The following is a 25,912-nucleotide window of genomic DNA, read 5'->3' as shown; positions in this document are numbered from 1 at the left end:
CACACGATCGCGAAACACCGCACATGAAAGACGAGACAGAACAGGAAGAACATCGCCTGATCGCCGCCCGCCGCGACAAGCTCGCGGCCTGGCGCGAGACCGGCGGCGCCTATCCCAACGATTTCCGGCGCGATGCGCTTGCGGGCGAGCTGCAGGATCGTTTCGCCGATGATGACGCCGAGGCGCTGGCGGACGCGCCGCGGGTGGCCGTCGCCGGTCGCCTCATGGCCAAGCGCGTCATGGGCAAGGCCAGCTTCGCCCATATCCAGGACATGAGCGGGCGCATCCAGCTCTTCCTCAAGCGCGATGAGCTCGGCGAGGAGGCGTACCGCGCCTTCAAGGGCCTGGATATCGGCGACGTCGTGGGCGTGACCGGCGGCCTGACCCGGACCAAGACCGGCGAGCTGTCGGTGGCCGCGGACAGCCTGCGTCTGCTGACCAAGTCGCTGCGGCCGCTGCCCGAGAAGTGGCATGGCCTCAGCGACACCGAGGCGCGTTATCGGCAGCGCTATCTCGACCTGATCATGCATCCCGATTCGCGCGCCGTGTTCGAGTTGCGTACCCGCACCGTGCGCGCGGTGCGGCGCTTTTTCGACGAGCGCGGTTTCATGGAGGTGGAGACCCCGATGCTCCAAGCGCTGCCCGGCGGCGCCGCGGCGCGTCCCTTCGTGACCCACTACAACGCCCTGGATCACGACTTCTACCTGCGCATCGCGCCCGAGCTGTTCCTGAAGCGGTTGGTGGTCGGCGGCCTGGAGAAGGTCTACGAGCTGAACCGGAATTTCCGTAACGAAGGCCTGTCGACCCGGCACAATCCCGAATTCACCATGCTCGAGTTCTACCAGGCCTATGCCGGTTACAGCGAGCTGATGGATCTGATCGAATCCCTGATACGCGGTCTCGCCGGCGACATCGCGGCAAAGACCCGGCTCCCGTTCCAGGACGAGGAGATCGACGTGGGCGCGCCGTTCGAGCGGCTGACCGTGCGCGACGCGGTGCGGCGCTACAACCCGGAGTTGACGGCGGACGCGCTCGACGATCGCGAGGCGCTCGCGGCGCACGCGCAGTCCCTGGGTATCGAACCGGAAGCGGGGTGGGGCGTCGGCAAGCTGCTCACCGAGATATTCGAGAAGACCGGCGAGAGCCGCCTGATCCAGCCGACATTCGTGATCGACTACCCGGCCGAGGTATCGCCGCTGGCGCGCCGGCACGACGACGATCCGGAGTTTACCGAGCGCTTCGAACTGTTCGTCGGCGGACGCGAGATCGCCAACGGGTTCTCCGAGCTCAACGATCCCGAGGACCAGGCGCAGCGGCTGCAGGCCCAGGCGCAGGCCAAGGATGCCGGTGACGCCGAGGCCATGTACTACGATGCCGACTACGTGCGGGCACTGGAATACGGCCTGCCGCCCACCGCCGGTGCCGGCATCGGCATCGACCGCCTGGTGATGTTGCTCGCCGACCGTGCCTCCATCCGCGACGTCCTGCTGTTCCCGCAGCTCCGTCCGGAGGTATAGCCACTAAGAATTAACCACAGAGACACAGAGTACACAGAGCAAGGCGAGTATTACTTTGCCTTCGAGCTTCGTGGCCTGTGTTTCCGTGGTTGATTGGCGTCCCGCGGAAAACACTCTTCAGTCCCCGGCCGGGCAAATAATGGGCACGAGTTTCACGAGCCAAATAATCTTTGCTTGGCTCTGTGTTCCCTGTGTCTCTGTGGTTAGCTTTCTTATTCTCCGGTCGGGTAAGGCAACTGCGCCAGGGTTAGCTCGGCCCCGTCGATATAAAGCGGCTTGTCCGCCGCATCGATCCTGAGCACCGCGAGCAGGTCCTGGCCGTCCGGCCCGGGCGCGGCGTCCGCCACTTGGCCGCGGGTCTCGCCCGCCTCGTCGACGACCGCCGCGGCGGGCGGCGGTGTCCGGCCCGCCGGCAGGTGGGCCCGGAACAGTCGGCGGGTGAGCTTGCCGCGGTATTGCAGCCGCGCGACCACCTCCTGTCCCGGGTAGCAGCCCTTGTGAAAGTCGATGCCGTCCAGCCAGTGCAGGTTGAGCATCTGCGGCACGAACAGGCCCTGTGTCTCCGGGTATACCTGCGGTTCGCCGGCGAGGATGCCGGCGCGTCGCCAGGCGTCGTCGTCGGCCGGGGTCATGTCCGCCAGCGCCCGTGGCGGTCCGATCGCGATGCGGCGCGGCGCCGGTCCGGGCAGGCCCAGGTATTGCCGCTGCCCGTCGGCGGCGACCTCGCCCGGCGCCGGCGTCGTCCCCTCGGCCGGTTCGTCGATCAGGCCGTAGCCGACCAGGTCGTCGCCCGCGTCCCGCAGCGTCACCCGCGCGCGCAACACGAACAGCCGCAGACGTTGCAACACCGCGGGGATCAGGGTCCGCGGCAACAGCATAAGGAACTCGTCGTCACGATGTAGTACCCTAACCACCGCCTGGACGCGGCCCTTGGCGTCGCACCAGGCCGCCAGCCGGCTCCGGCCGGTGTCGAGGCCGAGCACATCGTTACTGAGCTGGGCCTGGAGAAAGGTGGCCGCGTCCTCCCCGCCGACGGCGATGATGCCGATCGCGGCGGGCCGGATAGCGGGCGAGGGCTCGGTAGCGGTTTCCATCCGTGTCGTCAACTGCCTGAATCCGAAGGTAAACGCACAGCGTATTATTGCCTCGCAACTGACACAACGTTTAAGATTCGCCCGATGTCCCGTGACCGCAAACCAATCGGCGCCCCCGAGCCCGGGAGCCCGGCCGACGATCAGCCCGCGCGTCCGCGCGAGATCGGTGGCCGGAAGGGTCCCGAACCGACCCGCTACGGCGATTGGGAAAAGAACGGGCGCTGTATCGATTTCTGATGTTCCGCCGAGGGACCACGCCGCCATGACTGCACACGCCAACCGCCCGCTTTCGCCGCACCTTCAGGTCTACCGCTGGGAATTGACGACGATGGCGATGTCCATCAGCCATCGCATGTCCGGCGTATTCCTGTCGATCGGCAGCGTGCTTCTGGCGGTCTGGCTGGTCGCGGCGGCCATGGGCGGCGAGGCCTTCCAGGCCGTGAACGGGCACCTCGGTGCCTGGTACGGACAAGTGCTGCTCCTGGCCTGGAGCTACGCCCTGTTCTATCACCTTTGCAACGGTATCCGGCACCTGGTGTGGGATACCGGTACCGCGCTGGGGCGCGAGACCGCCCGCATCAGCGGTTACATCGCCCTCGCCGCGTCGGTCGTGTTGACGGCGCTGGCGTGGGGCATCGCCCTCGCGTAGGGCCTTGGGGACGGCCGGGACGCGTCCGCGGCCCGGTGCTTCGTGGGAGAATCGCGCATGAGTATACGTACGCCGCTTGCCCGCGCCCGCGGGCTGGGGTCCGCCAAGGACGGGGTTGCACACTGGTGGGCCCAGCGGATCACCGCCGTGGCACTGGTGCCGCTGACCCTGTGGCTGGTCGTTTCGATCGCCGCGCGCGCCGGCGCCGGCCACGAGGCGGTCCTGGCCTGGTTGTCGTCGCCGGTGGCGGCGGTGGCCGTGGTCCTGTTCCTGGGTACCTTGTTTTACCACTCGCAGCTCGGTCTGCAGGTGGTGGTCGAGGATTATGTGCATAGCGAGTGGCTGAAGCTCGCGACCCTGGTCGTGCTGCAGTTCGCCCACATCGTGGTGGCGGCCGCGGCGATCTTCGCAGTGTTGTGGATGGCGTTGACATGAGTTCATCGAAGGCATACGAGGTTCTTGAGCACCAGCACGACGTGGTCGTGGTCGGCGCCGGCGGCGCCGGGCTGCGGGCCACGCGCGGCCTCGCGGAGGCCGGTCTGTCCACCGCCTGCGTCACCAAGGTCTTCCCCACCCGCAGCCACACCGTGGCCGCGCAGGGCGGCATTTCGGCGGCGCTCGCCAACATGGGCGACGACGACTGGCGCTGGCATGCCTACGACACCGTGAAGGGGTCGGACTGGCTCGGCGACCAGGACGCGATCGAGTACATGTGCCGCGAGGCGATCCCCTCGGTGATCGAGCTGGAGCACGACGGCGTGCCGTTCTCGCGCACCGAGGCCGGCAAGATCTACCAGCGGCCGTTCGGCGGCATGACCACGCACTACGGCGAGGGCACCGCGCAGCGCACCTGCGCCGCCGCCGATCGCACCGGCCACGCCATGCTGCACGCCCTGTACCAGCAGGCGCTCAAGCACAAGGCCGAGTTCTTCATCGAGTACTTCGCCCTCGACCTGATCATGGACGAGGAGGGCGCCTGCCGCGGCGTCTGGGCCTGGGATCTGGCGGAGGGCACGTTGCACCGCTTCCGCGCCCACACCGTGATCCTGGCCACCGGCGGCTATGGCCGGACCTATTTCTCCTGCACCTCGGCGCACACCTGCACGGGCGACGGCGGCGGCATGGTGCTGCGCGCCGGCCTGCCGCTGCAGGACATGGAATTCGTGCAGTTCCACCCGACCGGCATCTACGGCGCCGGCTGCCTGATCACCGAGGGCGTGCGCGGCGAGGGCGGCTACCTGACCAACTCCGAGGGCGAGCGTTTCATGGAGCGCTACGCCCCCAACGCCAAGGACCTGGCCAGCCGCGACGTGGTCTCGCGCTCCATGACCATCGAGATCCGGGAAGGGCGCGGCGTGGGGCCCGACAAGGACCACATCCACCTGCACCTGGAGCACCTGGGCGCGGACGTCATCAATCAGCGTCTGCCGGGTATCGCCGAGACCGCGCACATCTTCGCGGGCGTCGATGTCACCAAGGAGCCGATCCCGGTGCTGCCGACCGTGCACTACAACATGGGCGGCATTCCGGCGCTGTATACCGGCGAGGTGGTGACCCTGGCTGAGGACGATCCCGACAGTGTGGTGCCCGGCCTGATGGCGGTGGGCGAGGCCGCCTGCGTGTCGGTGCACGGCGCCAATCGCCTGGGTTCGAATTCGCTGCTGGACCTGGTGGTGTTCGGGCGTGCCGCGGCCCATCGCTGCGCCGAGACCATCAAACCGGGCACACCGCACAAGACCCTGCCGGCGGATATCGACGACAAGGTCCTGGCGCGCCTCGACGCCCGTCGCAACGCCGATGGCAACCGCTCCACGGCGGCCATCCGCGACGACATGCAGCGCACCATGCAGAACTTCGCCGCGGTCTTCCGCACCGGCGAGACCCTGGAAGAGGGCCTGGGCAAGCTGCGCGAGGTGGTGGCTTCCTTCGACGACGTGGCCGTGTCCGACCGCTCCATGATCTGGAACTCCGATCTGGTCGAGACCCTGGAGCTGGAGAACATGCTGGGCCAGGCGCTGGCGACCATGACCTCGGCGCATAACCGCACCGAGAGCCGCGGCGCCCACGCACGCGAGGACTATCCGGACCGCGACGACGACAACTGGATGAAACACACCCTGTCCTGGTACGAGGACGGCGGCATCCGGCTCGATTACCGGCCGGTGCACATGCGGACCATGACCGAGGACATGAAGGTCATCCCGCCCAAGAAGCGCGTGTATTGATACCGGTGATCGTCGGTTCGCGATTGGTGATCGGCAGGCGAGACGAATCACGAATCACGGATCACGAATCACGGTCATGGAGTAACCCAAATGGCTGAGTTCCGACTACCCAAGAATTCGCGGATCACCAAGGGCAAGCACTACCCGGCGCCCGAGGGTGCGACCAACGTCAAGAATTTCCGGATCTATCGCTGGGATCCGGATTCCGGCGAGAACCCGCGGGTGGACACCTACTCGCTGGACCTGGACAAGTGCGGGCCGATGGTCCTGGACGCGCTGATCAAGATCAAGAACGAGATCGATCCCACGCTGACCTTCCGGCGCTCCTGCCGCGAGGGCATCTGTGGCTCCTGCGCCTTCAATATCGACGGCACCAACACGCTCGCCTGCATCAAGGGCATCGACGAGGTGAAGGGCGACGTCAAGATCTACCCGCTGCCCCACATGCCGGTGATCAAGGATCTGGTGCCGGACCTCACGCATTTCTACGCGCAGTACGAATCGATCGAGCCCTGGATCAAGACCGACACGCCGGCGCCCACCCGCGAGCGGCTGCAATCGATCGAGGACCGGGGCGAGCTGGACGGCCTCTACGAGTGCATCCTCTGTGCCTGTTGTTCGACGTCCTGCCCCAGCTACTGGTGGAATCCGGAACGCTACCTGGGACCGGCCATCCTGCTGCAGGCCTATCGCTGGCTCGCGGATTCGCGCGACGAGGCCACCGGCGAACGACTCGATCAGCTCGAGGACCCGTTCAAGCTGTACCGGTGCCATACCATCATGAACTGCACCAGCACCTGCCCGAAGGGTCTCAACCCGGCCAAGGCCATCGCCGAGACCAAGAAGATGCTGCTGGAGCGGCGCGGCTGACGTGACCGGTTCGGTGGATGAGCCGCGGACAAGCGCGGCGTCGCCGGTCGACGCCCGCGTGCGTTGGTTGTGCCGGCGCGGCATGAAGGAGCTGGATGTCCTGCTGGAACGCTTCCTCGCCGCCGAGTACGTCGGGCTGGACGCGGACGCCCGCGCCGATCTGCTGACCCTGCTGGAGCAGGAGGACCCCATTCTCTGGGCCTGGGTGCTGGGGCGGGACACGCCCGGTGAGCCACGCCTGGCGGCCCTGGTCCGACGTATCCGCGAATACCGCCGGCCGGCATGAGACGCGCCCGGAGCCCGTTCGATCCGCCGCTGGATCTGGCGATCGGACGCTCCGGCCCGCTACTGGCGGCCGTGATCGCCGCCCATGCCTTTTTCCTCCTCCCCGCCGCCTGGCTGGCCCTGCGCGTGCCGCCGGCCATCCCGCTGCTGTTGTTGCCGCCGGCCGCCGCCGTCTTCGCCTGGCGCCGATTGACCCAGCGCTCGCCGCGTGCGATCGCGCGCCTGACCTGGGAAGGCGGCCGGGATTGGCGCTGGCGGCGTGTCGACGGTTCCACCGGGCGCGGCCACGTCGGGGCGGCCAGCGTGCGCTGGCCCGGCTTCGCCGCGCTACGCCTCGAAGACCGCGCGTCCCGTCGTACGGAGAGCCTGTTACTGACGCCGGGCCGTGTCGGCACGGCCGCATTCAGGCGCCTGGGAGCCCGCTTGAGGTTGGCGCCGGCATGATGCAGTCGCGGGTCTGAGCGGCATCGTGCGTTCCCTGCTCGTCGCGGGCCTCGTGCTGCTGACCGCGCCCGCCGTCGCCGCGGCCGCACCCGGGCTGGAACCGGCCGAATGCTGGTTCGACATCCCCGCGGGACAGGAGGCCGAGTGTGCCTGGCTGTATCCGGACGAACGGGTCGGGGAGCGTGCCGTGCGCTTGCCGGTGGTGCGCCTGCCCGGCGACGAGCCCGGCCGTCCCCCCGTCGTGCACGTGCCCGGCGGCCCGGGCTATCCGGGCGGCGTGGACCCTGCCTCGATGGCCGGTTGGTGGCGCTGGCGCGAGCGGGCCGGCTGGGATGGCGACCTGATCGTCTATGATCCCCGCGGCACCGGCATGTCGCGACCGGCGATCCGGTGCCCCGGCATCCGCGAGGCCGATCGCAACGGCCTGGCGCGCGAGCTGAGCGGGGCCATGGATCTCTACCGCACGCGCCGGGCCGCCCGCGACTGCTACCGGCGGCTCGGCGGCGAACCCTACCTTTCGGCCTTCAACAGCGCGGCCCAGGTGCGCGATCTCGGTGCGTTACTGGAAACGCTGCAGGAGCCGGCCTTCCTCTGGGGCGTCTCCTACGGCACCCGGCTCGCCCTGCACGCCGCCCGCGAGCACCAGGCGGACATCGCGGGGTTGCTCCTGGACTCGGTGTTCCCGCCGGCGATCGACGGGTTCCTGATGCGCCCGGCCCAGTTCGACCGCGCCCTGGACGAGATCGCCACGGCCTGCGTGACACGCGCGGGCTGCGACCATCCGCCGGACCATGTACGCACGGCGATCCGGACGTTACTGGCGCGCGCGGAGCGCGAGCCTCCGCGGTTGACGCTGTCCCGGCCTTCCGGCGGCGGGACGCTCGATCTCGTGGTGACCGACTACCGCCTGCTGTGGATGCTGTTTTTCGGTGCCTACGCCATCGATGACGGCGGGGACGTCGCCGCCGCCGTGGTGCGTGCGGCGCGGGACGATACCGGGGCCCTGGCGCCGCTCGCCCGCCGCTACGTGGCCACGTTGCTGGATCCGGCCTTCAGCCCGCCGGTCTATTTCAGCGTGAGCTGTCCGGAGGACGCGCCGCCGGTCACCCGCGACGCCTGGGAGGCGGCGCTGCGCGCGCACCCCCGCGTGGCCCCGTACCTGCGCGCGGAAGCCGAATACGATGTTTGCGGGTTCTGGGATGCCGGACGGTTGCCGGCCGCCTACCGCGAGCCGGCCTCGACGCCGTTGCCGGTGCTGCTGCTGCACGGCGCGCGCGACCCCGCGACCCTGCCCGAATGGGCCGCGGGACTGGCGCGCCGTCTGCCGGCGGCCCGGGCGCTGTTGTTTCGCGATGCCGGGCACACGGTCACGTTCACGGATGCCTGTGCCATGGCCGTCGCCGACGCCTTTCTGGCGTCGCCCCGGGCGTGGTCGCCGCCGGCCTGTCTGGGCGAGCGGCTCCAGGCCGCCTACCCGTAACAGTCCGGGACCAGGACGGTCGGTACGGCTTCCGGCAGTGTCTCGGGGTAATCCAGGGTGTAGTGCAGGCCGCGCGACTCCTTGCGATCGCTGGCCGAGCGCACGATCAGGTCCGCGACCTCGACCAGGTTGCGCAGTTCGATCAGGTCGGGTGTGACCCGATAGTTGCCGTAGAACTCGTGGATCTCGCTGCGCAGCAGCTTGACGCGATGGCGGGCGCGGGCCAGGCGCTTGTTGGTACGCACGATGCCGACGTAGTCCCACATGAAGCGGCGCAGTTCCTGCCAGTTGTGCGCCACGACCACTTCCTCGTCCGAGTCGGTCACCCGCGACTCGTCCCAGGGCGGCAGCGACGGCGGGGCCGGCACCGTCTCCCATGCCGATTCGATCGACTCGGCCGCGGCGGTGGCGAATACCAGGCACTCCAACAACGAGTTCGAGGCCATGCGGTTGGCGCCGTGCAGCCCGGTGTAGGCGGTCTCGCCGATGGCGTAGAGGCCCGGCAGGTCGGTGCGCCCGCCGAGGTCGGTCACCACGCCGCCGCAGGTGTAGTGGGCCGCCGGCACCACGGGCAGGGGCTCGCGGGTCATGTCCAGTCCCAGTTCCAGGCAGCGGGCGTGGATGGCCGGGAAGTGGCGCTGGATGAAATCGGCGTCGCGGTGGCTGATGTCCAGCCAGACATGATCCAGGCCCAGGCGCTTCATCTCGGCGTCGATGGCGCGGGCGACGACATCGCGCGGCGCCAGCTCGCCGTCGGGGTGATAGTGCGTCATGAAGCGGCTGCCGTCGGGCAGGCAGAGGTGGCCGCCCTCGCCGCGCACGGCCTCGCTGATCAGGAACGAGCGCGCCCTGGGATGGAACAGGCAGGTGGGATGGAACTGCATGAATTCCATGTTGGCCACGCGGCAGCCCGCGCGCCAGGCCATGGCGATACCGTCGCCGCTGGCGGAATGCGGGTTGCTGGAATACAGGTAGGCGAGGTTCGCGCCGCCCGTGGCCAGGACCACGTTGCGGGCGGCGAAGGTCCGCACCCGCTCGGCGGCGATGTCATAGACGTACGCCCCGAGGCAGCGTTCGCGCGGGCGCCCGAGGCGGGAGTCGGTGATCAGGTCTACGGCGGCGTGGTGCTCGAATATCTCCACGCCGGCCGCGCGTCGCGCCAGGCCTTCCAGTGTCGTTTCCACGGCCCGGCCCGTGGTGTCGGCGGCGTGGATGATCCGGCGATGGCTATGGCCGCCCTCGCGGGTCAGGTGGTAGGCGTAGCCGGTGTCGTCCTCGGCCGGGGTGAAGGGCACCCCGCGTTCGATCAGCCACTCGATGGCGGCGCGGCCGCGGGAGACGGTGAACTCCACGGTCCGCTCGTCGCAGAGCCCGGCGCCCGCCGCCAGGGTATCGGCCACGTGCGACTCGATGGAGTCCTCGGCGTCGAGCACGGCCGATATGCCGCCCTGGGCATAGAGTGTGCCGCCCTCGCTGAGGGCGCCCTTGGAGAGCAGGGCGATGCGGCGGCCGGCCGCGGCGAGCCGCAGGGCCAGCGTCAGGCCGGCGGCGCCGCTGCCCAGGATCAGGACATCGTAGGCCGTCGGTCGATCTCGGTTGTTGTCGTCGGGCATGACGGGAAACGGGGCGATCGCTAGAATACAGGCATATCAGAACAGTTCCCGCCCGGCCGTCGGCATCGGCCGCGCGGGCCCGAACCGGCCGGCGCGGCCGGCAACAGAATACAAGCCGCCACTATACCGCAGTCGCAGGGCGAACTTATCCGGGGGACACGGGTCTACAGGTAGGTGAGTGCCCCGGTGGCGCGGTTCGCGGCCGGCGATACCGTGAGCACAGGGGTGAAGGCCCAGATGGGCGAGGACAGCACCGACGAACAACTGGTGGCGAGGGCACAGGCGGGCGAGCGCATCGCGTTCGACCTGCTGGTGCGCAAGTACCAGTACAAGGTGGTGAAGCTGGTGTCCCGCTATGTGACGCCGGCGGATGCGCCGGACGTTGCCCAGGAAGCCTTCATCAAGGCCTATCGGGCGCTCGACGGTTTCAAGGGCAACAGTGCGTTCTACACATGGCTGTACAGGATATCCATCAACACGGCGAAGAATTTCCTGGTCGCGCGATCGCGGCGACCGGCGTCGCAGGACATCGACTTCACGGACGCGGAGATGCTGGGCCACAGCGACCGGTTCTCCGAACAGGACACCCCGGATGCCCTCCTGGAGAGCGAGGAGATCCGGGACGCCGTGATTGCCACCATTCGCGAGTTGCCTCCGGACTTGCGGACGGCGATCATGCTGCGAGAGTTGGAAGGCATGAGTTACGAGCAAATCGCGGACAGCATGGAATGCCCGGTGGGGACCGTGCGCTCGCGCATTTTCCGGGCGCGGGCCGCGATCGACGAACGCTTGCGGTCGTTGAGCGAGAGGTGAGGGCATGATTGACGAACGGTTTTCGGCATACCTGGACGGCGAGGCATCGCCGTCGGAAGCGGAGGCGGTGCTATCCGAGATGGGCCGCGACCCCGGATTGCGCGCGGCTTGGGGGCGCCAGCAGTGGTTGCGCTCCGCGTTGCGCGACGTCGACACCGAGGCGGCCTACGATCCCGGCTTCGCCGAGCGGGTGGCACGGGCCATCGATGACGCCGGCGAGAGCCCGGCGCGGGCGGACCGGGTCGTTTCCTTCCCCGCCCGCCGTCGCTGGCGGACCGCCGCCAGCCTTGCGGCCGCCGCCTCCGTGGTCGGCGCGGTGTTGTTGGTCGCCGAGCCGCTCGGCCGTGACTCGTCGGGCATGCCCGACGCCGGCGGCACCACGCTCGCCGGTGACGATGCCGGCGTCCCGGCCGTCGCCGTTTCCGGCACGCCGGCGGGCGAGACGCGGGCCGCCGTCAACGTGGCGCGTTCGAACCGTGCCGCCGATCACTGGTCCGTCTCCGATCCCGCGGTCGAGGACCAGCTCAACGGTTATCTCCTGGAGCACAACGGTCTGGCCCGCGGCTACGGCATGTCGGGCGCCACGCCGAGCTTCCTCCGCGTCGCGACGTACGGGCAGGACACGCAACGGTGATGATCCGCCGGCTCGTCCCCCTGGCACTGCTGCTGGTCGCCGGGGTCGCCGTCGCGTCGGACGGCTGGCTTGCCCAGGCATCGCAGGCCGTGCGCACGACCAACTACCAGGGCGTGCTGGTCTATCTCCGCGACGGCAGCGTCGACACGCTGCGCATCGTCCACCGTTACCGCGACGGCGAGGAACGCGAGCGGCTGGTCTCGCTGAGCGGCGAACCCCGGGAAGTATTGCGCCACGAGTCCGAGGTCACCTCGGTGCTGCCCGAACGCCGGGTGGTCATGGTGGCGCAGCATCCGCGCGAGGGTCTGTTGTCCAAGTTCGGCCGTTATGCCGACGGCGGCTTGAGCGAGCATTATGCCTTCCGCGAGCTCGGCAAGGCGCGGCTGGCGGACCGCCTCTGCCGGGTCGTGATGCTGGAGCCCAAGGACCAGTACCGCTACGGCTATCGCCTGATGATCGACAAGCAGACGCACCTGCCCCTGAAGCTCGATCTGCTCGGCGAGGAAGGCGTGCTGGAACAGCTCATGTTCACGCAGATCGAGTTCCCCGAGCGGATCCCGGACGAAGCCCTGGCGCCCTCGTTCGACACCGAGGGCTTCCGCTGGGTCCGGCACCGCCCCATGGAAGTCCAGGGCGGCGAGGCCGAACGCGATGCGTGGGAGGTCAGCGATGTCCCGGCGGGCTTCGAGCTGGCCGAGGACGGGTTCCGGCGCGTGGGCAACGGGGTCGCGAGGCAATTGCTGTTCACCGACGGCATCGCCACCGTCTCGGCCTTCATCGCCCGCGGCGAGGGTCGCGGCTTCACGGGAGGCACCACCATGGGCGCCGTCAATGCCTACGGCCGACGTGACGGGGAATACCAGATCACCGTTGTCGGCGAGGTGCCCGAAATCACGGTAAGGTACATCGCCGAGCACCTGCAGCGTCGGGCGGGCGGCGTTGCCAAGGAATGAGGCCGCCGCGGCAGCGTCCGCGTGGTCGCAGACATACCCGGATCAAGGGGGACCCATGCCACGTTTGATAGCCGCGGTGGTCGCGGCCGTGCTGCTCGCCGGCTGCGGGTCGGAGCCCTATGAGGCCCGCCTGCCCGATTTCACCGATCTCGCGAAGCAGGCGGCGCCCAGCGTCGTCAATGTCAGCGTCGCGCCGGAGAGTGGCAGCGACGAGCCCGGGTCCGAAGGTTTCGAGGACTGGTTCCGGCGGTTCTTCGAGGACGGCTCGGCGCCGCCGCCCTCGCGCGCCGCCCAGGGGTCGGGTTTCGTCATCTCCGAGGACGGATACATCCTGACCAGCCGGCACGTGGTGCGCGGCGCCGGCGAGATCGAGATCACGCTCAGCGACCGCCGCCGTTTCGTCGCGGAGCTGGTCGGCGAGGACGCGGCCAGTGATCTGGCGGTGTTGAAGATCGACGCCGAGGACCTCGATCCGGTCGCCATCGGTGATCCCGCGGCGCTGGAGGTCGGCGCCTGGGTGATGGCGATCGGCTCCCCGTTCGGCTTCGAGACCTCGGTGACGGCCGGCATCGTCTCGGCCAAGCAGCGCAGTCTCGTGGACGACCAGTACGTGCCGTTCATCCAGACGGACGTGGCGATCAATCCGGGCAATTCCGGCGGCCCGCTGTTCAACCTCCAGGGCGAGGTGGTGGGCATCAACGCCCAGATATTCAGCCGCAGCGGCGGATTCCAGGGCGTGTCCTTCGCCATCCCGATCGATGTGGCGATGGATGTGGCGAAACAACTCCGCGACAACGGCCGCGTCGCGCGCGGCTGGCTGGGCGTGCAGATCCAGGAGGTGGATCCCGCGCTGGCCGAATCCTTCGGCATGGACAAGCCGACCGGGGCGCTGGTGGCGCGCGTGTTCCCCGGCAGCCCCGCGGAGGCCGCGGGGTTCCGCGACGGTGACGTGATCCTGGCATTCGGCGGCCACGACATCCCCTCGGCCGCGGCCCTGCCGCCGCGTGTCGGCAGCACGCCGCCGGGCGAGGAAGTCGCGGTGGCCGTGCTGCGCGACGGCGAGCGCGAACGCATCGAAGTCACGCTGGGAGAGTTGCCGGAGGAAGGACCGATGGCCGGCTCCGCCGGCGGAGACGACGATAAGGACGCGTCGGTGCTCGGCCTCCGGCTGCGTGGCCTGACCGAGGAGGAACGCCGCGAGACCGGCTTGGAGCAGGGCGGGGTGCGTGTCGTCGACGTCGACCGCGGCGCGGGCGCCGATGCCGGCCTGCGGCCGGGCGACGTCATCCTCGGCCTGGGCGCCGAACGCATCCGGGACGCCGATACCCTGCGCGAACGGCTCGCGGGCATGGAGGGCACCGTGGCGCTGCTGGTCTGGCGCGACGGCGCCCGGCTCTATCTGGCGCTCGACACGGGCGGCTGACGCCGCCCCCGCCGCGGGCCGCCGCGGCCGTCCGTGAAGGGCGGCCGCCAAGTCCGTATACTGCGCGCTTTCACGGCCGCTCCACGCGCGTCACTTCCGGTTCTCCGCACCCATATGCAGTCGCACATCCGCAACTTCTCGATCATCGCGCACATCGATCATGGCAAGTCGACGCTCGCGGACCGTTTCATCCAGCGCTGCGAGGGTCTGACCGAGCGCGAGATGGCGGCCCAGGTCCTGGACTCCATGGACCTGGAGCGCGAGCGCGGCATCACCATCAAGGCCCAGGCGGTCACGCTCAACTACCGGGCGCGCGACGGCGAGGTCTACAAGCTCAACTTCATCGATACGCCGGGGCACGTCGATTTCTCCTACGAGGTCTCGCGTTCCCTGGCCGCCTGCGAGGGCGCGCTGCTGGTGGTGGACGCCTCCCAGGGCGTGGAGGCGCAAAGCGTGGCCAATTGCTACACGGCGCTGGAGCAGGACCTCGAGATCGTGCCGGTGATCAACAAGATCGATCTGCCGGCCGCCGATCCCGACGGCGTCGCCCAGCAGATCGAGGACGTGATCGGTCTGGATGCCGCGGACCGGCTGCTGGTCTCCGCCAAGACGGGCGAGGGCATCGAGGACGTGCTGGAGGCCATGATCCGTCGGATTCCGCCGCCGGAGGGCGATCCGGACGCGCCGCTGCAGGCATTGATCGTCGACTCCTGGTTCGACAACTACCTGGGCGTGGTCTCGCTGGTACGGGTCGTGCACGGCTCGATCCGGTCCGGCGACCGGATCAAGGTCATGGCCACCGCCCGCGAGTACGAGGTGGACGAGGTCGGCATCTTCTCGCCCAAGAAGGACAAGCGCGACGCCCTCTCGGTGGGCGAGGTCGGTTACGTGATCGCCGGGATCAAGGACATCGACGGCGCGCCGGTGGGCGATACCCTGACGCACGCCGCGCGCCCCTGCGCCGACCGCCTGCCCGGATTCCGCCAGATCCAGCCGCGGGTGTTCGCCGGGCTCTATCCGGTCTCGGCGGACGACTACGAGGACTTCCGCGACGCCCTGTCCAAGCTGCGGCTCAACGACTCCTCCCTGAACTACGAGCCCGAGACCTCGGCGGCGCTGGGCTTCGGGTTCCGCTGCGGCTTCCTGGGCATGCTGCACATGGAGATCGTGCAGGAGCGGCTCGAGCGCGAGTACGGCATCAACCTGATCACCACCGCGCCGACCGTGGTCTACGAGGTCGAGACGCTCAACGGCGAGACGCTGGCGATCAGCAACCCGACGTCCCTGCCGGAGCCCTCGGCCATCGCCGAGATTCGCGAGCCCATCATCCGCGCCAACATCCTCATGCCGCAGGAATTCGTCGGCCCGGTGATGCAGTTGTGCATGGACAAGCGCGGCGTGCAGAAGTCGATGCAATACCTGGGCACGGCGGTCTCGATGACCTTCGAACTGCCGCTGTCGGAGGTGGTGCTCGATTTCTTCGACCGGCTCAAGTCGGTGTCGCGCGGCTTCGCCTCGTTCGAATACGAGTTCGCCCGTTTCCAGGCGGCGAGCCTGGTACGCCTGGAAGTGCTGATCAACGGCGACCCGGTGGACGCGCTGGCGCATATCGTGCATCGCGATCGCGCCTACGAGCGCGGCAAGGCCCTGGTCGAGCGGCTGCGCGGCATCGTGCCGCGGCAGATGTTCGATGTCGCCATCCAGGCCTCGATCGGTACCCGGATCATCGCCCGCACCACGGTCAAGGCCCTGCGCAAGAACGTCACCGCCAAGTGCTACGGTGGCGACGTCAGCCGCAAGCGCAAGCTGCTGGAGAAACAGAAGGCGGGCAAGAAACGGATGAAACAACTCGGCTCGGTGGAAATCCCCCAGGAGGCCTTTCTCGCCGTGCTCTCCACGGATAGCGAGGAGTGATGAACGACCTGCATTTCGATTTCGAGGCGGCCCTGGTGTTGGCGACCCTGTTCACCGGCGTGTTCTGGGCGCTGGATCGCTATCGCTGGGAGCGCCGGCGCGGGGAGGGCGACCGGCCGCCCTGGGTGGTGGAATTCTCGCGCTCCTTCTTCCCGGTGATCGTGGCGGTGCTGGTGCTGCGCTCGTTCCTGTTCGAGCCCTTCCGCATCCCGTCGTCGTCGATGGTGCCGACGCTGCTGGAAGGGGATTTCATCCTGGTCAACAAGTTCGGTTACGGGCTGCGGCTGCCCGTGATCCATACCAAGATAGTGCCCCTGGGCGAGCCCGAGCGGGGCGATGTGGCCGTGTTCCGGTTCCCCCCGGATCCCAGCAGCGACTTCATCAAGCGCGTCGTGGGCCTGCCGGGCGACGTCATCACCTATCGCGACAAGCACCTGAGCATCAACGGCGAACCGGTGCCCATGGAATCCCTCGGCCTTTACCAGGGGCCGGGGGCCTCGGCCTACGATATGGTGACGGCATTCGAGGAAGTGGTGGGCGAGCACCGGCACCGGATACTGCACGTCCAAGGGCGCGACTCGCTCAACTTGCGGGCCGAAGTGCCGCCGGGCCATTATTTCGTGATGGGCGACAATCGCGACAACAGCGCGGATTCGCGCCGCTGGGGCTTCGTGCCGGAGGCCAACCTGGTGGGCAAGGCCTTCCTGATCTGGCTGAGCGTGGACACCGACGACTGGCGGCTGCGGCTGTCGCGCTTCGGAGACAGCATCGAATGATGACGGGGCATCCGGATAGACAGCGCGGGCTCACCCTATGGGGGTGGCTTTACGTCCTGGCGACGCTCGGCGTCATCCTGATGGTCGGCATCAAGGCCGTGCCGATATACATGAACAACTACGATATCCGCTCCACGCTCCAGTGGGCGTCGTCCCAGCCGGAGCTCCGCGATGCCCCGGCTTTCGAGATCCAGGAACGGATCCAGCGGCGCTTCGACTCGGGTTACGTCGACAACATCTCCGGCCGCGACATCAAGGTGGAGCGTGTCGACAACGGCCGCCGCCTGAGTGTGGAATACGAGGTGCGCGAGCCCCTGTTCGCGAACCTGACCCTGCTCTTCGAGTTCCACGAGACCGCGGTCATCCCGCGCAACCCTTGACCGGCGGGGCAGTCGACAGCACCGCCGCCGCGCTGGCGCGGCGCCTCGGGCACGATTTCCGCGACCCGGCGTTGCTGGACGCGGCGCTCACCCATCGCAGCGCCGGCGGCGCCCACAACGAGCGTCTGGAGTTCCTGGGCGACGCGGTGCTCAACTGCGTGATCGCCGAGGCCGTCTACGAACGCCGGCCGGACGCGCCGGAGGGCGATCTGTCCCGCCTGCGCGCGAGTCTCGTGCGCGAACGCACCCTGGCCGAGATCGCCGGCGAGCTCGATCTCGGTGCCTGTCTGCGGCTGGGTTCCGGCGAGTTGCGCAGCGGCGGTTTCCGGCGGGCCTCGATCCTGGCGGACGCCGTCGAGGCCCTGGTCGGTGCCGTCTACCGCGATGCCGGGTTCGCCGCCGCCCGCGAGGTGTTGCTGCGGTTGTTCGCCGACCGCCTGGCATCGCTGCCGGACGCGGACACGCTCAAGGACGCCAAGACCCGGCTGCAGGAATGGCTGCAGGGACGTGGCCGGCCGTTGCCGGGCTACCGGACCATCGAGGTGAGCGGCGCGGAGCATGCCCGCCGCTTCGTCGTTTGTTGCGAGCTGGCCGATGCCGACCTGTCGGTGACGGGCGAGGGCAGCGGTCGCCGGCGCGCCGAACAGGCGGCCGCGAGCGCCATGCTGGCGGCGCTGGAGGAAACCGATCATGACTGATGCCGTTGACACCGGCCCGCGACGCGCGGGCCTGGCGACGCTGTTCGGCCGGCCCAACGTGGGCAAGTCCACCCTGGTCAATGCCCTGGTGGGCGAGAAGGTGAGCATCGTCACCCCCAAGCCGCAGACCACGCGCCACCGGATCGTGGGCGTGGTCACGCGCGATGACCTCCAGATCGGCCTGGTCGACACGCCCGGCCTGCACGGCGGCCACGGGCATGTCCTCAACCGGGTGATGAACGATGCCGCCCTGGGCAGCCTGGAGGGCGTGGACGCGGTGGTCTTGGTGGTCGAGGCCGGCCGCTGGGACGAGGGCGACGACCGCGCCCTGGCGCGCGTCCGGGCCACCGGCCTGCCGGCCGGGCTGGTGGTGAACAAGGTCGACCGTATCCGGCGCAAGGAACAGTTGCTGCCCTTCATCCAGGAATGTACCGCGCGCCACGACTTCGCCTTCGTGGTGCCGTTGTCGGCCGAACGCGGCGACAATCTCGCGCCGTTGGTCGAGGAACTCGGCAAGCTGATGCCGGCCGGGGAGTTCCTGTTCCCGGAGGACGAATACACCGACCGCAACCTGCGGTTCCTGGCGGCCGAGGCCGTGCGCGAGAAGCTCATGATGCACCTGCGGCAGGAATTGCCGTACGCGGTGACGGTGGAGATCGAGTCCTTCGAGGAGACGCCGCGCGGCCCGCGCATATCGGCCGTGATCTGGGTCGCGCGCGAGGCGCACAAGCGCATCGTGATCGGCGAGGGCGGGGCGATGCTCAAGCGGGTGGGACGCGGCGCCCGGCTCGATCTCAAGCATCGCCTCCAGGCGGCCGTGGACCTGCGTCTGTGGGTCAAGGTGCGCGAGGATTGGTACGACGACGAGGCCGCCGTCCGCTCGCTCGGCCACTGACGCGGCGATGCGCGTCCAGCTCGAGCCCGCGTTCGTCCTGCACCGGCGGCCCTATCGCGACAGCAGCCTGCTGCTCGAGGTCTTCTCCCGCGAGCACGGCCGCCAGGGCCTGGTGGCCCGCGGCGCCCGCCGTCCCAAGGGGCGCTGGCGCGGCCTGCTGGAGCCGTTGCAACGCCTGCGGTTGTCGTGGAGCGGCCGCGGCGAGCTGGGCACGCTCACGGCCGCCGAGCCCGAGGCGCGCCGGGCGATCGCCGGCGACGGCCTGTACGCCGGCTATTACGCCGGCGAGCTGATCCTGCGCCTCACGGCGCGCGCCGATCCGCATCCCGAGCTGTTCGACATCCTGGATTCGTTGCTCGCGATGCTGGCCGACGGCGCCGACCCCGGACCGCCGCTGCGGCTGTTCGAACGCGATCTGCTCGCCGAGATCGGTTACGGCGTGCCCCTGACCCACGAAACCGACAGCGGCGAGCCGGTGCGCCCGGATGCCGCGTATGTGTACCATCCCGCCCACGGTCTGCGACGCGGGGCGAGGGCGGCCCCGGGCGAAATCCCGATCGCCGGCGACGCCCTGCACGCGCTGGCCGCGGGCGACCTGAGCGACACCGGGCACGCGCGTGCCGCCAGACGCCTGCTGGCCGCGGGTCTCGCCGCCCAGCTCGGGCCGCAACCCCTGCGGACCATGCAGACCCTGCGCGCGCTGCGCCGTTTCCGCCATTCGGAGGAGTCATGAAGCAACCGATCCGCCTCGGGGTGAATGTCGACCACGTGGCCACCCTGCGCCAAGCCCGCGGCACGACGTATCCCGATGTCCTGGCGGCCGCGCGGCTGGCCCTCGAGGCCGGTGCGGACAGCATTACCGTGCATCTGCGCGAGGACCGTCGCCACATCCAGGATCACGATGTCGCCTCGCTGGTCGCCGAGGGCGATATCGCGGTCAATCTGGAGATGGCCGTCACCGACGAGATGCAGGGGATCGCCGAGCGATTGCGCCCGCGCGATGTCTGCTTCGTGCCGGAGCGCCGCGAGGAGTTGACCACCGAGGGCGGACTGGATGTCGCCGGCGACCGCGAACGCGTGACCGCGGCGGTGGCGCGGCTTGCCGCGGCCGGTATCCGGGTGGCGCTGTTCGTGGATCCGGAGCCGGCCCAGATGGCGGCCAGCGCCGCCGCCGGCGCGGCCGCGGTCGAGATTCACACCGGCGCCTACGCGGATGCCGCCGATGCCGCCGCGCGCGAGGCGCAACGCCGGCGTATAGCCTCCGCCGCGGTCCGGGCACGCGAGCTGGGCCTGGAAGTGCATGCGGGGCATGGCCTGCACGCGGACAACGTGGCGCCGATCGCGGCCATGGAAGAGATCGTGGAACTCAATATCGGCCATGCCCTCGTGGCGCGGGCGGTTTTCGTCGGCCTCGGCGCGGCCGTGGCCGAGATGCGGTCCGCCATGAGCGCGGCCAGGGACTGACCGTATACGGCTGCCGGGCCGCTACTGACAATCGGACGTATTCGTGTCAGACTATTCCTACATTGAGGTAGGAGTAGGGATTACGTGGATTCCCTGCATCGCGGATTCCTGACGACACTGTGCCTGGCGGCGATCGCGCTCGGGGCGCCCGCGCTCGCCATCGGCGAGCAGGCGTTGACCGCGCTACGCGGCGGCGCAACCGCGGGAAGTGCCGGCCTGCAGATCCTGGGCGGCGACCTGCTTCCGTCGGGGGAGGGCTCGGCCGCCGGCGGCGACTCGCTGCTGGCCGACAACGGCGAGGTCAACGACAGCGCCACCCTGTCGCCGGCCGCCGACCATGTCGGCGGCCTGCCCGGGCTCGATGGTCTGAATGCCTCCAGCCGGGCCGTGCGGGAGGCCCTGGAGGACCTCGACCCGGTCACCGTCCGGCTGCTGTTGGGGCAGGTCGACCGGGCGATACTCGAGCATATCGCCGGCAGTCTGGCGGCGCCGCTGCCCGGCATCGACGAGCAGGGAACGACCGCCCTGCCGGGACTCGACGGCCTGCCGGTCCGGCCCCGGCGCCAATGATGCCGACCCGCCGGCATCGTCCCGGCTCAAGTTTGCCGGCGGCATGCCGATAAACGGCGGGTAGACCATCCGGTAACCGCTGCCGCAAGCGACGAAGGACCATCGCGATCATGAACAAGCTGTTCTATCTCGCCGTCGGTCTGTGCCTGATCTCCGGCGCCGCGCGCGCCGAGGGCGGCGACACCCTCGGCGGCACGGTGAACGATGTCACGACCGGGCTGACCGGGACTCTCGCGCAGACCCTGCTCCTGCTGGATACCTCCACCGGCGCGCTCCTGGGCGTGGACGCGGGGCTCGATGGCCTGGCGGAAACGATCGATGCGACCGGGCAGGGTGCCGGCGGTTCGGCGGAGGCCCTGCTCGACGGCCTGACCGGCGATGCCGGCCTGGACGCCGCGCTCGGCGCCACGCTCACGCAATTGCCGTCCGGCGACGACGGGCTGGTGCTGCCCGGGCTCGGGGCCTTGCCGCAGGATACGGTCGCGGATACCGCGCTGCCCCTGCCGGGGCTCGATGCGCTGCCGATGCAGGGCGTCCTCGCCGCGCGCGAGGACGATCCGTCGCTGCCCGGCGTCCGGACCCTGCCGCTGCCGGGGTTGGATGCGTTGCCGATTCCCGTTCGTTAGACCGTGATCCGTGATTGGTGATTGGCAAGAGCGTAAGCCCCTCTTCCCAACGAATCACAACGAATCACCAATCACGCCAACCTCCCGGCCAACGCCAGGAAACTGCGATAACGCCTGTCGCTGACGTCGCCGCGTGCCACGGCCGCCCGCAAGGCGCAGTCCGGCTCGCGGTCGTGGCGGCAGTCGCGGAACCGGCACCGGCCCAGCCAGGGACGGAATTCCCGGAAGCCCCGGGCCAGTTCCGAGGGCGGCATGGGCCAGAGGCGGATATCGCGCACGCCCGGCGAGTCGATCAGGTGTCCGCCGTGCGGCAGCGGGTATAGACGCGCCGCGGTGGTGGTATGCCGGCCCTCGCCGCTGGCGGCGGACAGGGCCGAACTGCGTGCTTCGTAGTCCGGGATCAGCGCCGTGACCAGCGCGGACTTGCCCACCCCCGACAGCCCCGAGAGGATCGCCTGCCGGCCGCGCAGGGCCCCGGCCAGGCGTTCGAGGCCGGCGCCGGTATGGGCGCTGACGGCGTGGACTTCGTAGCCGAGCGCGAGGAATTCGTCCGTGGCCACCGGGCCGATGTCGCATTTGTTGGCGACGAGCAGGGGACGCAGTTCCAGCAATTCCGCGATCGCCAGGTAGCGATCGATCTGTTCCGGCGCCACCGGCGGTTCGGGGGCCGCCACGATCGCCATGGTGTCCAGGTTGGCGGCCACCGGGCGTCGTCCGCGCCGCTCGTCGTGTCGCCAGAGGACGCCCCGGCGGGGGTGGATGCGGGTGACCACGATCCCGCCGCCCGTCGTCGCGATATCCACCCGGTCGCCGCAGACGGTCCGGATACCGCGCTGTTGCGGGAAACCCTGCACCAGCCGGCCGTCCGGCAATTCCAGCAGCATCCGGCGGCCGTAGGCGGCGGCCACGACCGCGGTTCCGGCGTTGTCCAAGCGGGGTTATTCCTCGAGCAGCCGGTCGACCTTGGCGGCACATATGAAGTCGTTCTCCGACAGGCCGCCGATGGCGTGGGTGGTGTAGTGGATCCGGCAGTTCTTGTAGCCGAACTCAATGTCCGGGTGATGGTCCTCGCGATGCGCGATCCAGGCCACCGCGTTCACGAAGGCGGTCGTCTGGTAGTAGTTCTTGAACCCGAACTCGCCGGCCAGGGCCTTGCCGTCGCCGCTGATCGACCAGCGCGACGAGAGTTGTCCGAGCCGGGCATCCGCGGTATCGCGGTCCATCGGTTCCACGCCGCCCTCGCAGGGCGCGCAGCGTTTGTCAGCGAGTTCGCTCATGGCTCGATCCGGTCGCCGCAAATGGGTAGGTTAAAGGTAACATCAGGGGGCGCCGTCGCTAAATCGGGGGTGCCTTAAGACCACATGCCGCCAGGATGCCGTCTATGACTGCGGACCCGCAGAACCTGATCTGGATCGACCTGGAGATGACCGGGCTCGATCCCGAGAACGACCGAATCATCGAAATCGCCACGGTGGTGACCGACAAGTACCTGAACATCCTCGCCGAGGGGCCGGTGCTGGCCGTGCGCCAGACCGAGGAACGCCTGGCCGCCATGGATGCCTGGAACACCCGTCAGCACGGCGGTTCCGGCCTGGTCGACCGGGTTCTGGCCAGCGATGTCGACGAGGCCGAGGCCGAGCGCCGTACCCTGGCATTCCTGGCCGATTTCGTGCCGGCCGGCGCGTCGCCCATGTGCGGTAACAGCATCTGCCAGGATCGGCGTTTCCTGGCGCGCTACATGCCGGAACTGGAAGCCTACTTCCATTATCGCCATATCGACGTCAGCACCCTCAAGGAACTGGCGCGGCGCTGGGCGCCGGACGTGGCCGCCGGCTTCGGCAAGGAGAGTCGCCACCTGGCGCTGGAGGATATCCGGGACTCGATCGCGGAGCTGGCGTACTACCGGACCAATTTCCTGCGCGTGTGACCCGTCACAGCGCCGCCAGCGCGTCGCGTACCGCGGCCTCCACGTCGCCCAGGTCCACCTCGGCGGGCGTCTCACCCGCCTGGATGCGCGTCTCGACCGTCGCGGCCGCCGCGCGTATCGCCTCCAGACCGTAGAAGGCCGCGGTGCCGTGCAACGTGTGGATCTCGGCCGCGGCGCGCTCGCCGTCGCCGGCGCGCAACGCGTCGGCCACGGCCTCGGTCTGGCGAGGCAGTTCCTGGGCCAGCAGGGCCGAGAGTTCGGGGTCGGAGGCCAGATGGGCGGCGCGCCCGCCGCCGCCGCTGGGTTCCGGCACGTAGGCGAGCTGGGGCATGTGCGGTTGGACCGCCCGCCAGAGCCCGGATTCGTCGAAGGGTTTCACCAGCGATTCGTCGGCGCCGGCCGCCAACAGGGCGCGCCGGCGCTCGGGATCGGCGTCCGCGGTCATGGCCACGATCACCGGCTGGCGTCCGGCCGCGGCCAACTCTCGGATCCGGCGGATGGCGCCGGCGCCGTCGAGTCCGGGCATCTCCGAGTCGACGATCACAAGGGGGAAGTTCGCCTTGCGCCACGCCGCCACCGCCTCATTGCCGTCGGCGGCCTGGGCGACACCGGCCCCCAGGCCGCTCAACAGGGCCGCCAGGTAGCGCCGCGCGGCCTCGCTGTTGTCCGCCACCAGCGCCGGCACGTTCTCCAGCGGCCGCTCGTGGGAGGGGGCGGCGTCGGGTGCGGGCACGCCGCTGAGATCGCACAGGCTGCGATACAGCCGCAAGCGGTTGCTGGATTTGGGCAACGCCATATTGGCGCCGAGTCCCTCCAGGGCCGACAGCACGTCGCGGTCGATCGAGGTCACCAGGGCCAGCACCGGCAGCCCGGCTTCCCGGCAGGCGGCGATCGCCGCCGACAGGCGTTCCCGCCCGGTCAGGTCGGCCGCCCGCAGGCCCACGAGCACGACGTCCGGCCGCGCGGTGTCCGGGCTGGCCGCCAGCTTGTCCGGTAGCGCGGCGTGTCCGTCCAGCTCGGTCACGTCCATGCCCCAGAAGCCGAGGTGATGGGCGAGGGCGATGCGGGCGGTGGCGTCCTCGTCCGCGAGCCAGGCGCGTTTGCCCTGCAGCCCGGTCCAGGGCATCCAGCGTTGATCGCGGTGCGGCGCCTTCCTGAGGGGCAGCACGAATTGGAAATCGGAGCCGCGGCCGGGCTCGCTGTCGACCGTGATGTCGCCGCCCATCATCTCCAGCAGGCGTTTGCTGATGGCCAGCCCCAGGCCGCTGCCGGCTTCCGCCGCGCCGCTGCGCAGCCGTTCGTACATGTCGAACAGGCGGTCCATGTCGCGGGCGTCGATGCCGCGCCCGGTGTCGGCAACGCTCACCCGCAGGGTGCAGCGCTCGTCGTCCTCGCTTTCGAGCATCAGCCGGACGGTGACCCCGCCGCGGTCGGTGAACTTGATCGCGTTCGACACCAGGTTGGTCAGGATCTGCTGGAAGCGCAGCGGGTCGCCGCGCAGATGTACCGGCACGTCGCGGTAGATCAGGTGCACCAGCTCCAGGTCCTTTTCGAAGGCCAGCGGCGCGAGTAGGTTGAGCGTGTCCTCGACCGTCTCGATGAGGTTGAAGCCCACTTCGTCGAGGCTGGCACGGCCCGATTCCAGGCCGCTCCAGGCCAGCACGTCGTCGATGATCCCCAGCAGGTTGCGCGCCGACTTGCGCACGGTGGCGACGTACTCCCGCTGTTCGCCGTTCAGGCCGGATCGCTCCAGCAGGCTGGTATGGCCCAGGATCGCGGTAAGGGGCGCGCGCAGCTCGTGGCTCATGCCGGCGACGAGATCGGCGCGCATCCGCGCGGCGTTGCGGGCGTGGTCGCGCGCCAGCGCCAGCTCGCGCTCGCGCCCGCGCAGTGCCTCGCTATACTCGCGCACCTGGTGTTCGCTCTGGGTCAGCCGTTCGCCGATCGCGGTGAGCTGGTTCTCGATATCGGCGAAGCCGTCGCCGGCGTCGGGCGTCTGGCCCGCGAGGTCGCGCACCCGCTGCCCAAGGCGCGACAGGGGGCGCGCGGAGAACCAGCCGACACCGTATCCGCCGGCGGCCAGGATCGCGAACAGGATGACCGCTACCGCGGCCGCGCGATGGACCACGCCCGCGATCTGTCGTTGCAGTTCCGGCTCGGACAGAGTCAGCGCCGCCTCGCCGATATCCGGCCGCGGCGTGCCGAACGGGTCCAGCAGGCTGCCTTCGCCGGCGGGCGGTATCTGGGCGCGGAAGCGCCGCGGCGGGATCGGCTCCAGGCCCGGCAGCCGGGCGACGGCGCGGCCGAAGGCGGCGGCCCACTGTACGCTCGCCGGCGGCTGGCGCGTGCCGCGCTCGGCGCGTGCCGCCAGGATGTCGCCGGCATCCCGGATCTCGGCGCTGCCGAGTATCGGGTCGGTCTCCAGGACCGAGCGCGCGATCTCGTTGAGTTCGGCGCGGTTGTCGGCGAGCAGCGCGAGATGCCCCGCGCGCGCCACTTGCCGCACCAGGCCCTCGGCCAGGGTGCGCTGGGTGCGCTGCAGTTCCCGCACGTCGTTATGGACCAGTGCGAGACCGGTAGCCAGGGATAGGGCGAGCGCGGACCCGAGTACGATCAGGGTCAGGCGCGTGCCCGGGCGCCAGCGTGTCATCCCGGCATGGTA

27 protein-coding genes and 1 pseudogene are annotated in these 25,912 nt (G+C 69.5%); 23 read left to right on the top strand and 5 right to left on the bottom strand.

Annotated features, from left to right (window positions below; all coding sequences use genetic code 11):
- Positions 1-23 precede the first annotated feature (23 nt).
- The gene (gene lysS, locus PC39_RS09850) at positions 24-1,517 is read left to right on the top strand and encodes a lysine--tRNA ligase (protein WP_353253210.1); all 1,494 of its coding nucleotides are present in this window, start codon (positions 24-26) and stop codon (positions 1,515-1,517) included.
- Between the two features lie 212 nt (positions 1,518-1,729).
- On the opposite strand, the gene ygfZ is transcribed toward lysS, so the two are convergent.
- Complete coding sequence (gene ygfZ, locus PC39_RS09845; protein ID WP_353253209.1) at positions 1,730-2,611, bottom strand: CAF17-like 4Fe-4S cluster assembly/insertion protein YgfZ; 882 nt, start codon at positions 2,609-2,611, stop codon at positions 1,730-1,732.
- A 141-nt stretch (positions 2,612-2,752) separates the two neighbouring features.
- Between ygfZ and PC39_RS09840 the strand changes: the two are divergent.
- From PC39_RS09840 to PC39_RS09805, 8 genes and pseudogenes are all read left to right on the top strand, one after another.
- Positions 2,753-2,848 (top strand): annotated as a pseudogene (locus tag PC39_RS09840) (DUF1674 domain-containing protein); the annotation flags it as partial.
- A gap of 25 nt (positions 2,849-2,873) precedes the next feature.
- The gene (gene sdhC, locus PC39_RS09835; RefSeq protein WP_353253208.1) at positions 2,874-3,260 is read left to right on the top strand and encodes a succinate dehydrogenase, cytochrome b556 subunit; all 387 of its coding nucleotides are present in this window, start codon (positions 2,874-2,876) and stop codon (positions 3,258-3,260) included.
- A 57-nt stretch (positions 3,261-3,317) separates the two neighbouring features.
- On the top strand, positions 3,318-3,695 hold the full coding sequence (gene sdhD / locus PC39_RS09830) for a succinate dehydrogenase, hydrophobic membrane anchor protein (protein ID WP_353253207.1): 378 nt from the start codon (positions 3,318-3,320) through the stop codon (positions 3,693-3,695).
- Positions 3,692-5,485, top strand: coding sequence for a succinate dehydrogenase flavoprotein subunit (sdhA, locus tag PC39_RS09825; RefSeq protein WP_353253206.1), 1,794 nt, complete (start codon positions 3,692-3,694; stop codon positions 5,483-5,485). Before sdhD ends, sdhA begins: the two co-directional genes overlap by 4 nt.
- 90 nt (positions 5,486-5,575) lie before the next feature.
- A complete protein-coding gene (locus tag PC39_RS09820; protein WP_353253205.1) occupies positions 5,576-6,355 on the top strand; it encodes a succinate dehydrogenase iron-sulfur subunit in 780 nt (259 codons plus the stop codon).
- Between the two features lies 1 nt (position 6,356).
- Positions 6,357-6,641, top strand: coding sequence for an FAD assembly factor SdhE (locus tag PC39_RS09815; protein ID WP_353253204.1), 285 nt, complete (start codon positions 6,357-6,359; stop codon positions 6,639-6,641).
- Positions 6,638-7,084: a protein YgfX gene (locus PC39_RS09810; protein WP_353253203.1), complete on the top strand. Its 447-nt coding sequence runs from the start codon at positions 6,638-6,640 to the stop codon at positions 7,082-7,084. Before PC39_RS09815 ends, PC39_RS09810 begins: the two co-directional genes overlap by 4 nt.
- A 25-nt stretch (positions 7,085-7,109) precedes the next feature.
- On the top strand, positions 7,110-8,564 hold the full coding sequence (locus PC39_RS09805) for an alpha/beta fold hydrolase (protein ID WP_353253202.1): 1,455 nt from the start codon (positions 7,110-7,112) through the stop codon (positions 8,562-8,564).
- Here the strand turns inward: PC39_RS09805 and nadB are convergent.
- Positions 8,555-10,177, bottom strand: coding sequence for an L-aspartate oxidase (gene nadB, locus PC39_RS09800; protein WP_353253201.1), 1,623 nt, complete (start codon positions 10,175-10,177; stop codon positions 8,555-8,557). The genes PC39_RS09805 and nadB overlap by 10 nt on opposite strands.
- A gap of 237 nt (positions 10,178-10,414) precedes the next feature.
- Between nadB and rpoE the strand changes: the two genes are divergently transcribed.
- The 13 genes from rpoE (at position 10,415) to PC39_RS09735 (ending at position 21,323) form a co-directional block, all read left to right on the top strand.
- A complete protein-coding gene (gene rpoE / locus PC39_RS09795) occupies positions 10,415-10,990 on the top strand; it encodes an RNA polymerase sigma factor RpoE (protein ID WP_353253225.1) in 576 nt (191 codons plus the stop codon).
- Positions 10,991-10,994: 4 nt separating this feature from the next.
- On the top strand, positions 10,995-11,624 hold the full coding sequence (locus PC39_RS09790) for a sigma-E factor negative regulatory protein (protein ID WP_353253200.1): 630 nt from the start codon (positions 10,995-10,997) through the stop codon (positions 11,622-11,624).
- A complete protein-coding gene (locus tag PC39_RS09785; protein ID WP_353253199.1) occupies positions 11,624-12,577 on the top strand; it encodes a MucB/RseB C-terminal domain-containing protein in 954 nt (317 codons plus the stop codon). Before PC39_RS09790 ends, PC39_RS09785 begins: the two co-directional genes overlap by 1 nt.
- A 55-nt stretch (positions 12,578-12,632) precedes the next feature.
- The gene (locus PC39_RS09780) at positions 12,633-14,000 is read left to right on the top strand and encodes a Do family serine endopeptidase (protein WP_353253198.1); all 1,368 of its coding nucleotides are present in this window, start codon (positions 12,633-12,635) and stop codon (positions 13,998-14,000) included.
- A 114-nt stretch (positions 14,001-14,114) separates the two neighbouring features.
- Positions 14,115-15,914 (top strand): translation elongation factor 4, encoded by a 1,800-nt coding sequence (gene lepA / locus PC39_RS09775; RefSeq protein WP_353253197.1) that lies wholly within the window; start codon positions 14,115-14,117, stop codon positions 15,912-15,914.
- The gene (gene lepB / locus PC39_RS09770; RefSeq protein WP_502950873.1) at positions 15,914-16,690 is read left to right on the top strand and encodes a signal peptidase I; all 777 of its coding nucleotides are present in this window, start codon (positions 15,914-15,916) and stop codon (positions 16,688-16,690) included. Before lepA ends, lepB begins: the two co-directional genes overlap by 1 nt.
- Positions 16,687-17,070 carry a DUF4845 domain-containing protein gene (locus tag PC39_RS09765; protein WP_353253196.1) on the top strand — a complete coding sequence of 128 codons (384 nt, stop codon included), beginning with the start codon at positions 16,687-16,689 and terminating at the stop codon, positions 17,068-17,070. The genes lepB and PC39_RS09765 overlap by 4 nt, the downstream gene beginning before the upstream one ends.
- A complete protein-coding gene (gene rnc / locus PC39_RS09760; protein ID WP_353253195.1) occupies positions 17,067-17,768 on the top strand; it encodes a ribonuclease III in 702 nt (233 codons plus the stop codon). Before PC39_RS09765 ends, rnc begins: the two co-directional genes overlap by 4 nt.
- Positions 17,761-18,663 carry a GTPase Era gene (gene era, locus PC39_RS09755; RefSeq protein WP_353253194.1) on the top strand — a complete coding sequence of 301 codons (903 nt, stop codon included), beginning with the start codon at positions 17,761-17,763 and terminating at the stop codon, positions 18,661-18,663. Before rnc ends, era begins: the two co-directional genes overlap by 8 nt.
- Positions 18,664-18,670: 7 nt before the next feature.
- Positions 18,671-19,396 carry a DNA repair protein RecO gene (gene recO / locus PC39_RS09750; RefSeq protein WP_353253193.1) on the top strand — a complete coding sequence of 242 codons (726 nt, stop codon included), beginning with the start codon at positions 18,671-18,673 and terminating at the stop codon, positions 19,394-19,396.
- Entirely contained in the window at positions 19,393-20,127 is a 735-nt protein-coding gene (locus tag PC39_RS09745) for a pyridoxine 5'-phosphate synthase (protein ID WP_353253192.1), read from the top strand. The genes recO and PC39_RS09745 overlap by 4 nt, the downstream gene beginning before the upstream one ends.
- Before the next feature lie 84 nt (positions 20,128-20,211).
- Positions 20,212-20,697 carry a hypothetical protein gene (locus tag PC39_RS09740; protein ID WP_353253191.1) on the top strand — a complete coding sequence of 162 codons (486 nt, stop codon included), beginning with the start codon at positions 20,212-20,214 and terminating at the stop codon, positions 20,695-20,697.
- Positions 20,698-20,807: 110 nt separating this feature from the next.
- Complete coding sequence (locus PC39_RS09735) at positions 20,808-21,323, top strand: hypothetical protein (protein ID WP_353253190.1); 516 nt, start codon at positions 20,808-20,810, stop codon at positions 21,321-21,323.
- Positions 21,324-21,394: 71 nt separating this feature from the next.
- Here PC39_RS09735 and rsgA read toward each other — a convergent pair whose 3' ends face one another.
- On the bottom strand, positions 21,395-22,255 hold the full coding sequence (rsgA, locus tag PC39_RS09730; protein ID WP_353253189.1) for a ribosome small subunit-dependent GTPase A: 861 nt from the start codon (positions 22,253-22,255) through the stop codon (positions 21,395-21,397).
- Between the two features lie 6 nt (positions 22,256-22,261).
- Positions 22,262-22,600 carry a 4a-hydroxytetrahydrobiopterin dehydratase gene (locus PC39_RS09725; protein ID WP_353253188.1) on the bottom strand — a complete coding sequence of 113 codons (339 nt, stop codon included), beginning with the start codon at positions 22,598-22,600 and terminating at the stop codon, positions 22,262-22,264.
- Positions 22,601-22,704: 104 nt separating this feature from the next.
- Here PC39_RS09725 and orn point away from each other — a divergent pair, with 104 nt between their 5' ends.
- Positions 22,705-23,250 carry an oligoribonuclease gene (gene orn / locus PC39_RS09720; RefSeq protein ID WP_353253187.1) on the top strand — a complete coding sequence of 182 codons (546 nt, stop codon included), beginning with the start codon at positions 22,705-22,707 and terminating at the stop codon, positions 23,248-23,250.
- A gap of 4 nt (positions 23,251-23,254) precedes the next feature.
- Here the strand turns inward: orn and PC39_RS09715 are convergent, their stop codons facing one another.
- Entirely contained in the window at positions 23,255-25,900 is a 2,646-nt protein-coding gene (locus tag PC39_RS09715) for a hybrid sensor histidine kinase/response regulator (RefSeq protein ID WP_353253186.1), read from the bottom strand.
- Positions 25,901-25,912 lie beyond the last annotated feature (12 nt).

Origin of the sequence: Salinisphaera sp. PC39 (assembly GCF_040361335.1) — a bacterium.
Classification (GTDB): domain Bacteria; phylum Pseudomonadota; class Gammaproteobacteria; order Nevskiales; family Salinisphaeraceae; genus APNM01.
Note: the sequence above shows the minus strand (reverse complement) of the source record. Positions and strands in the feature narration are given on the sequence as shown.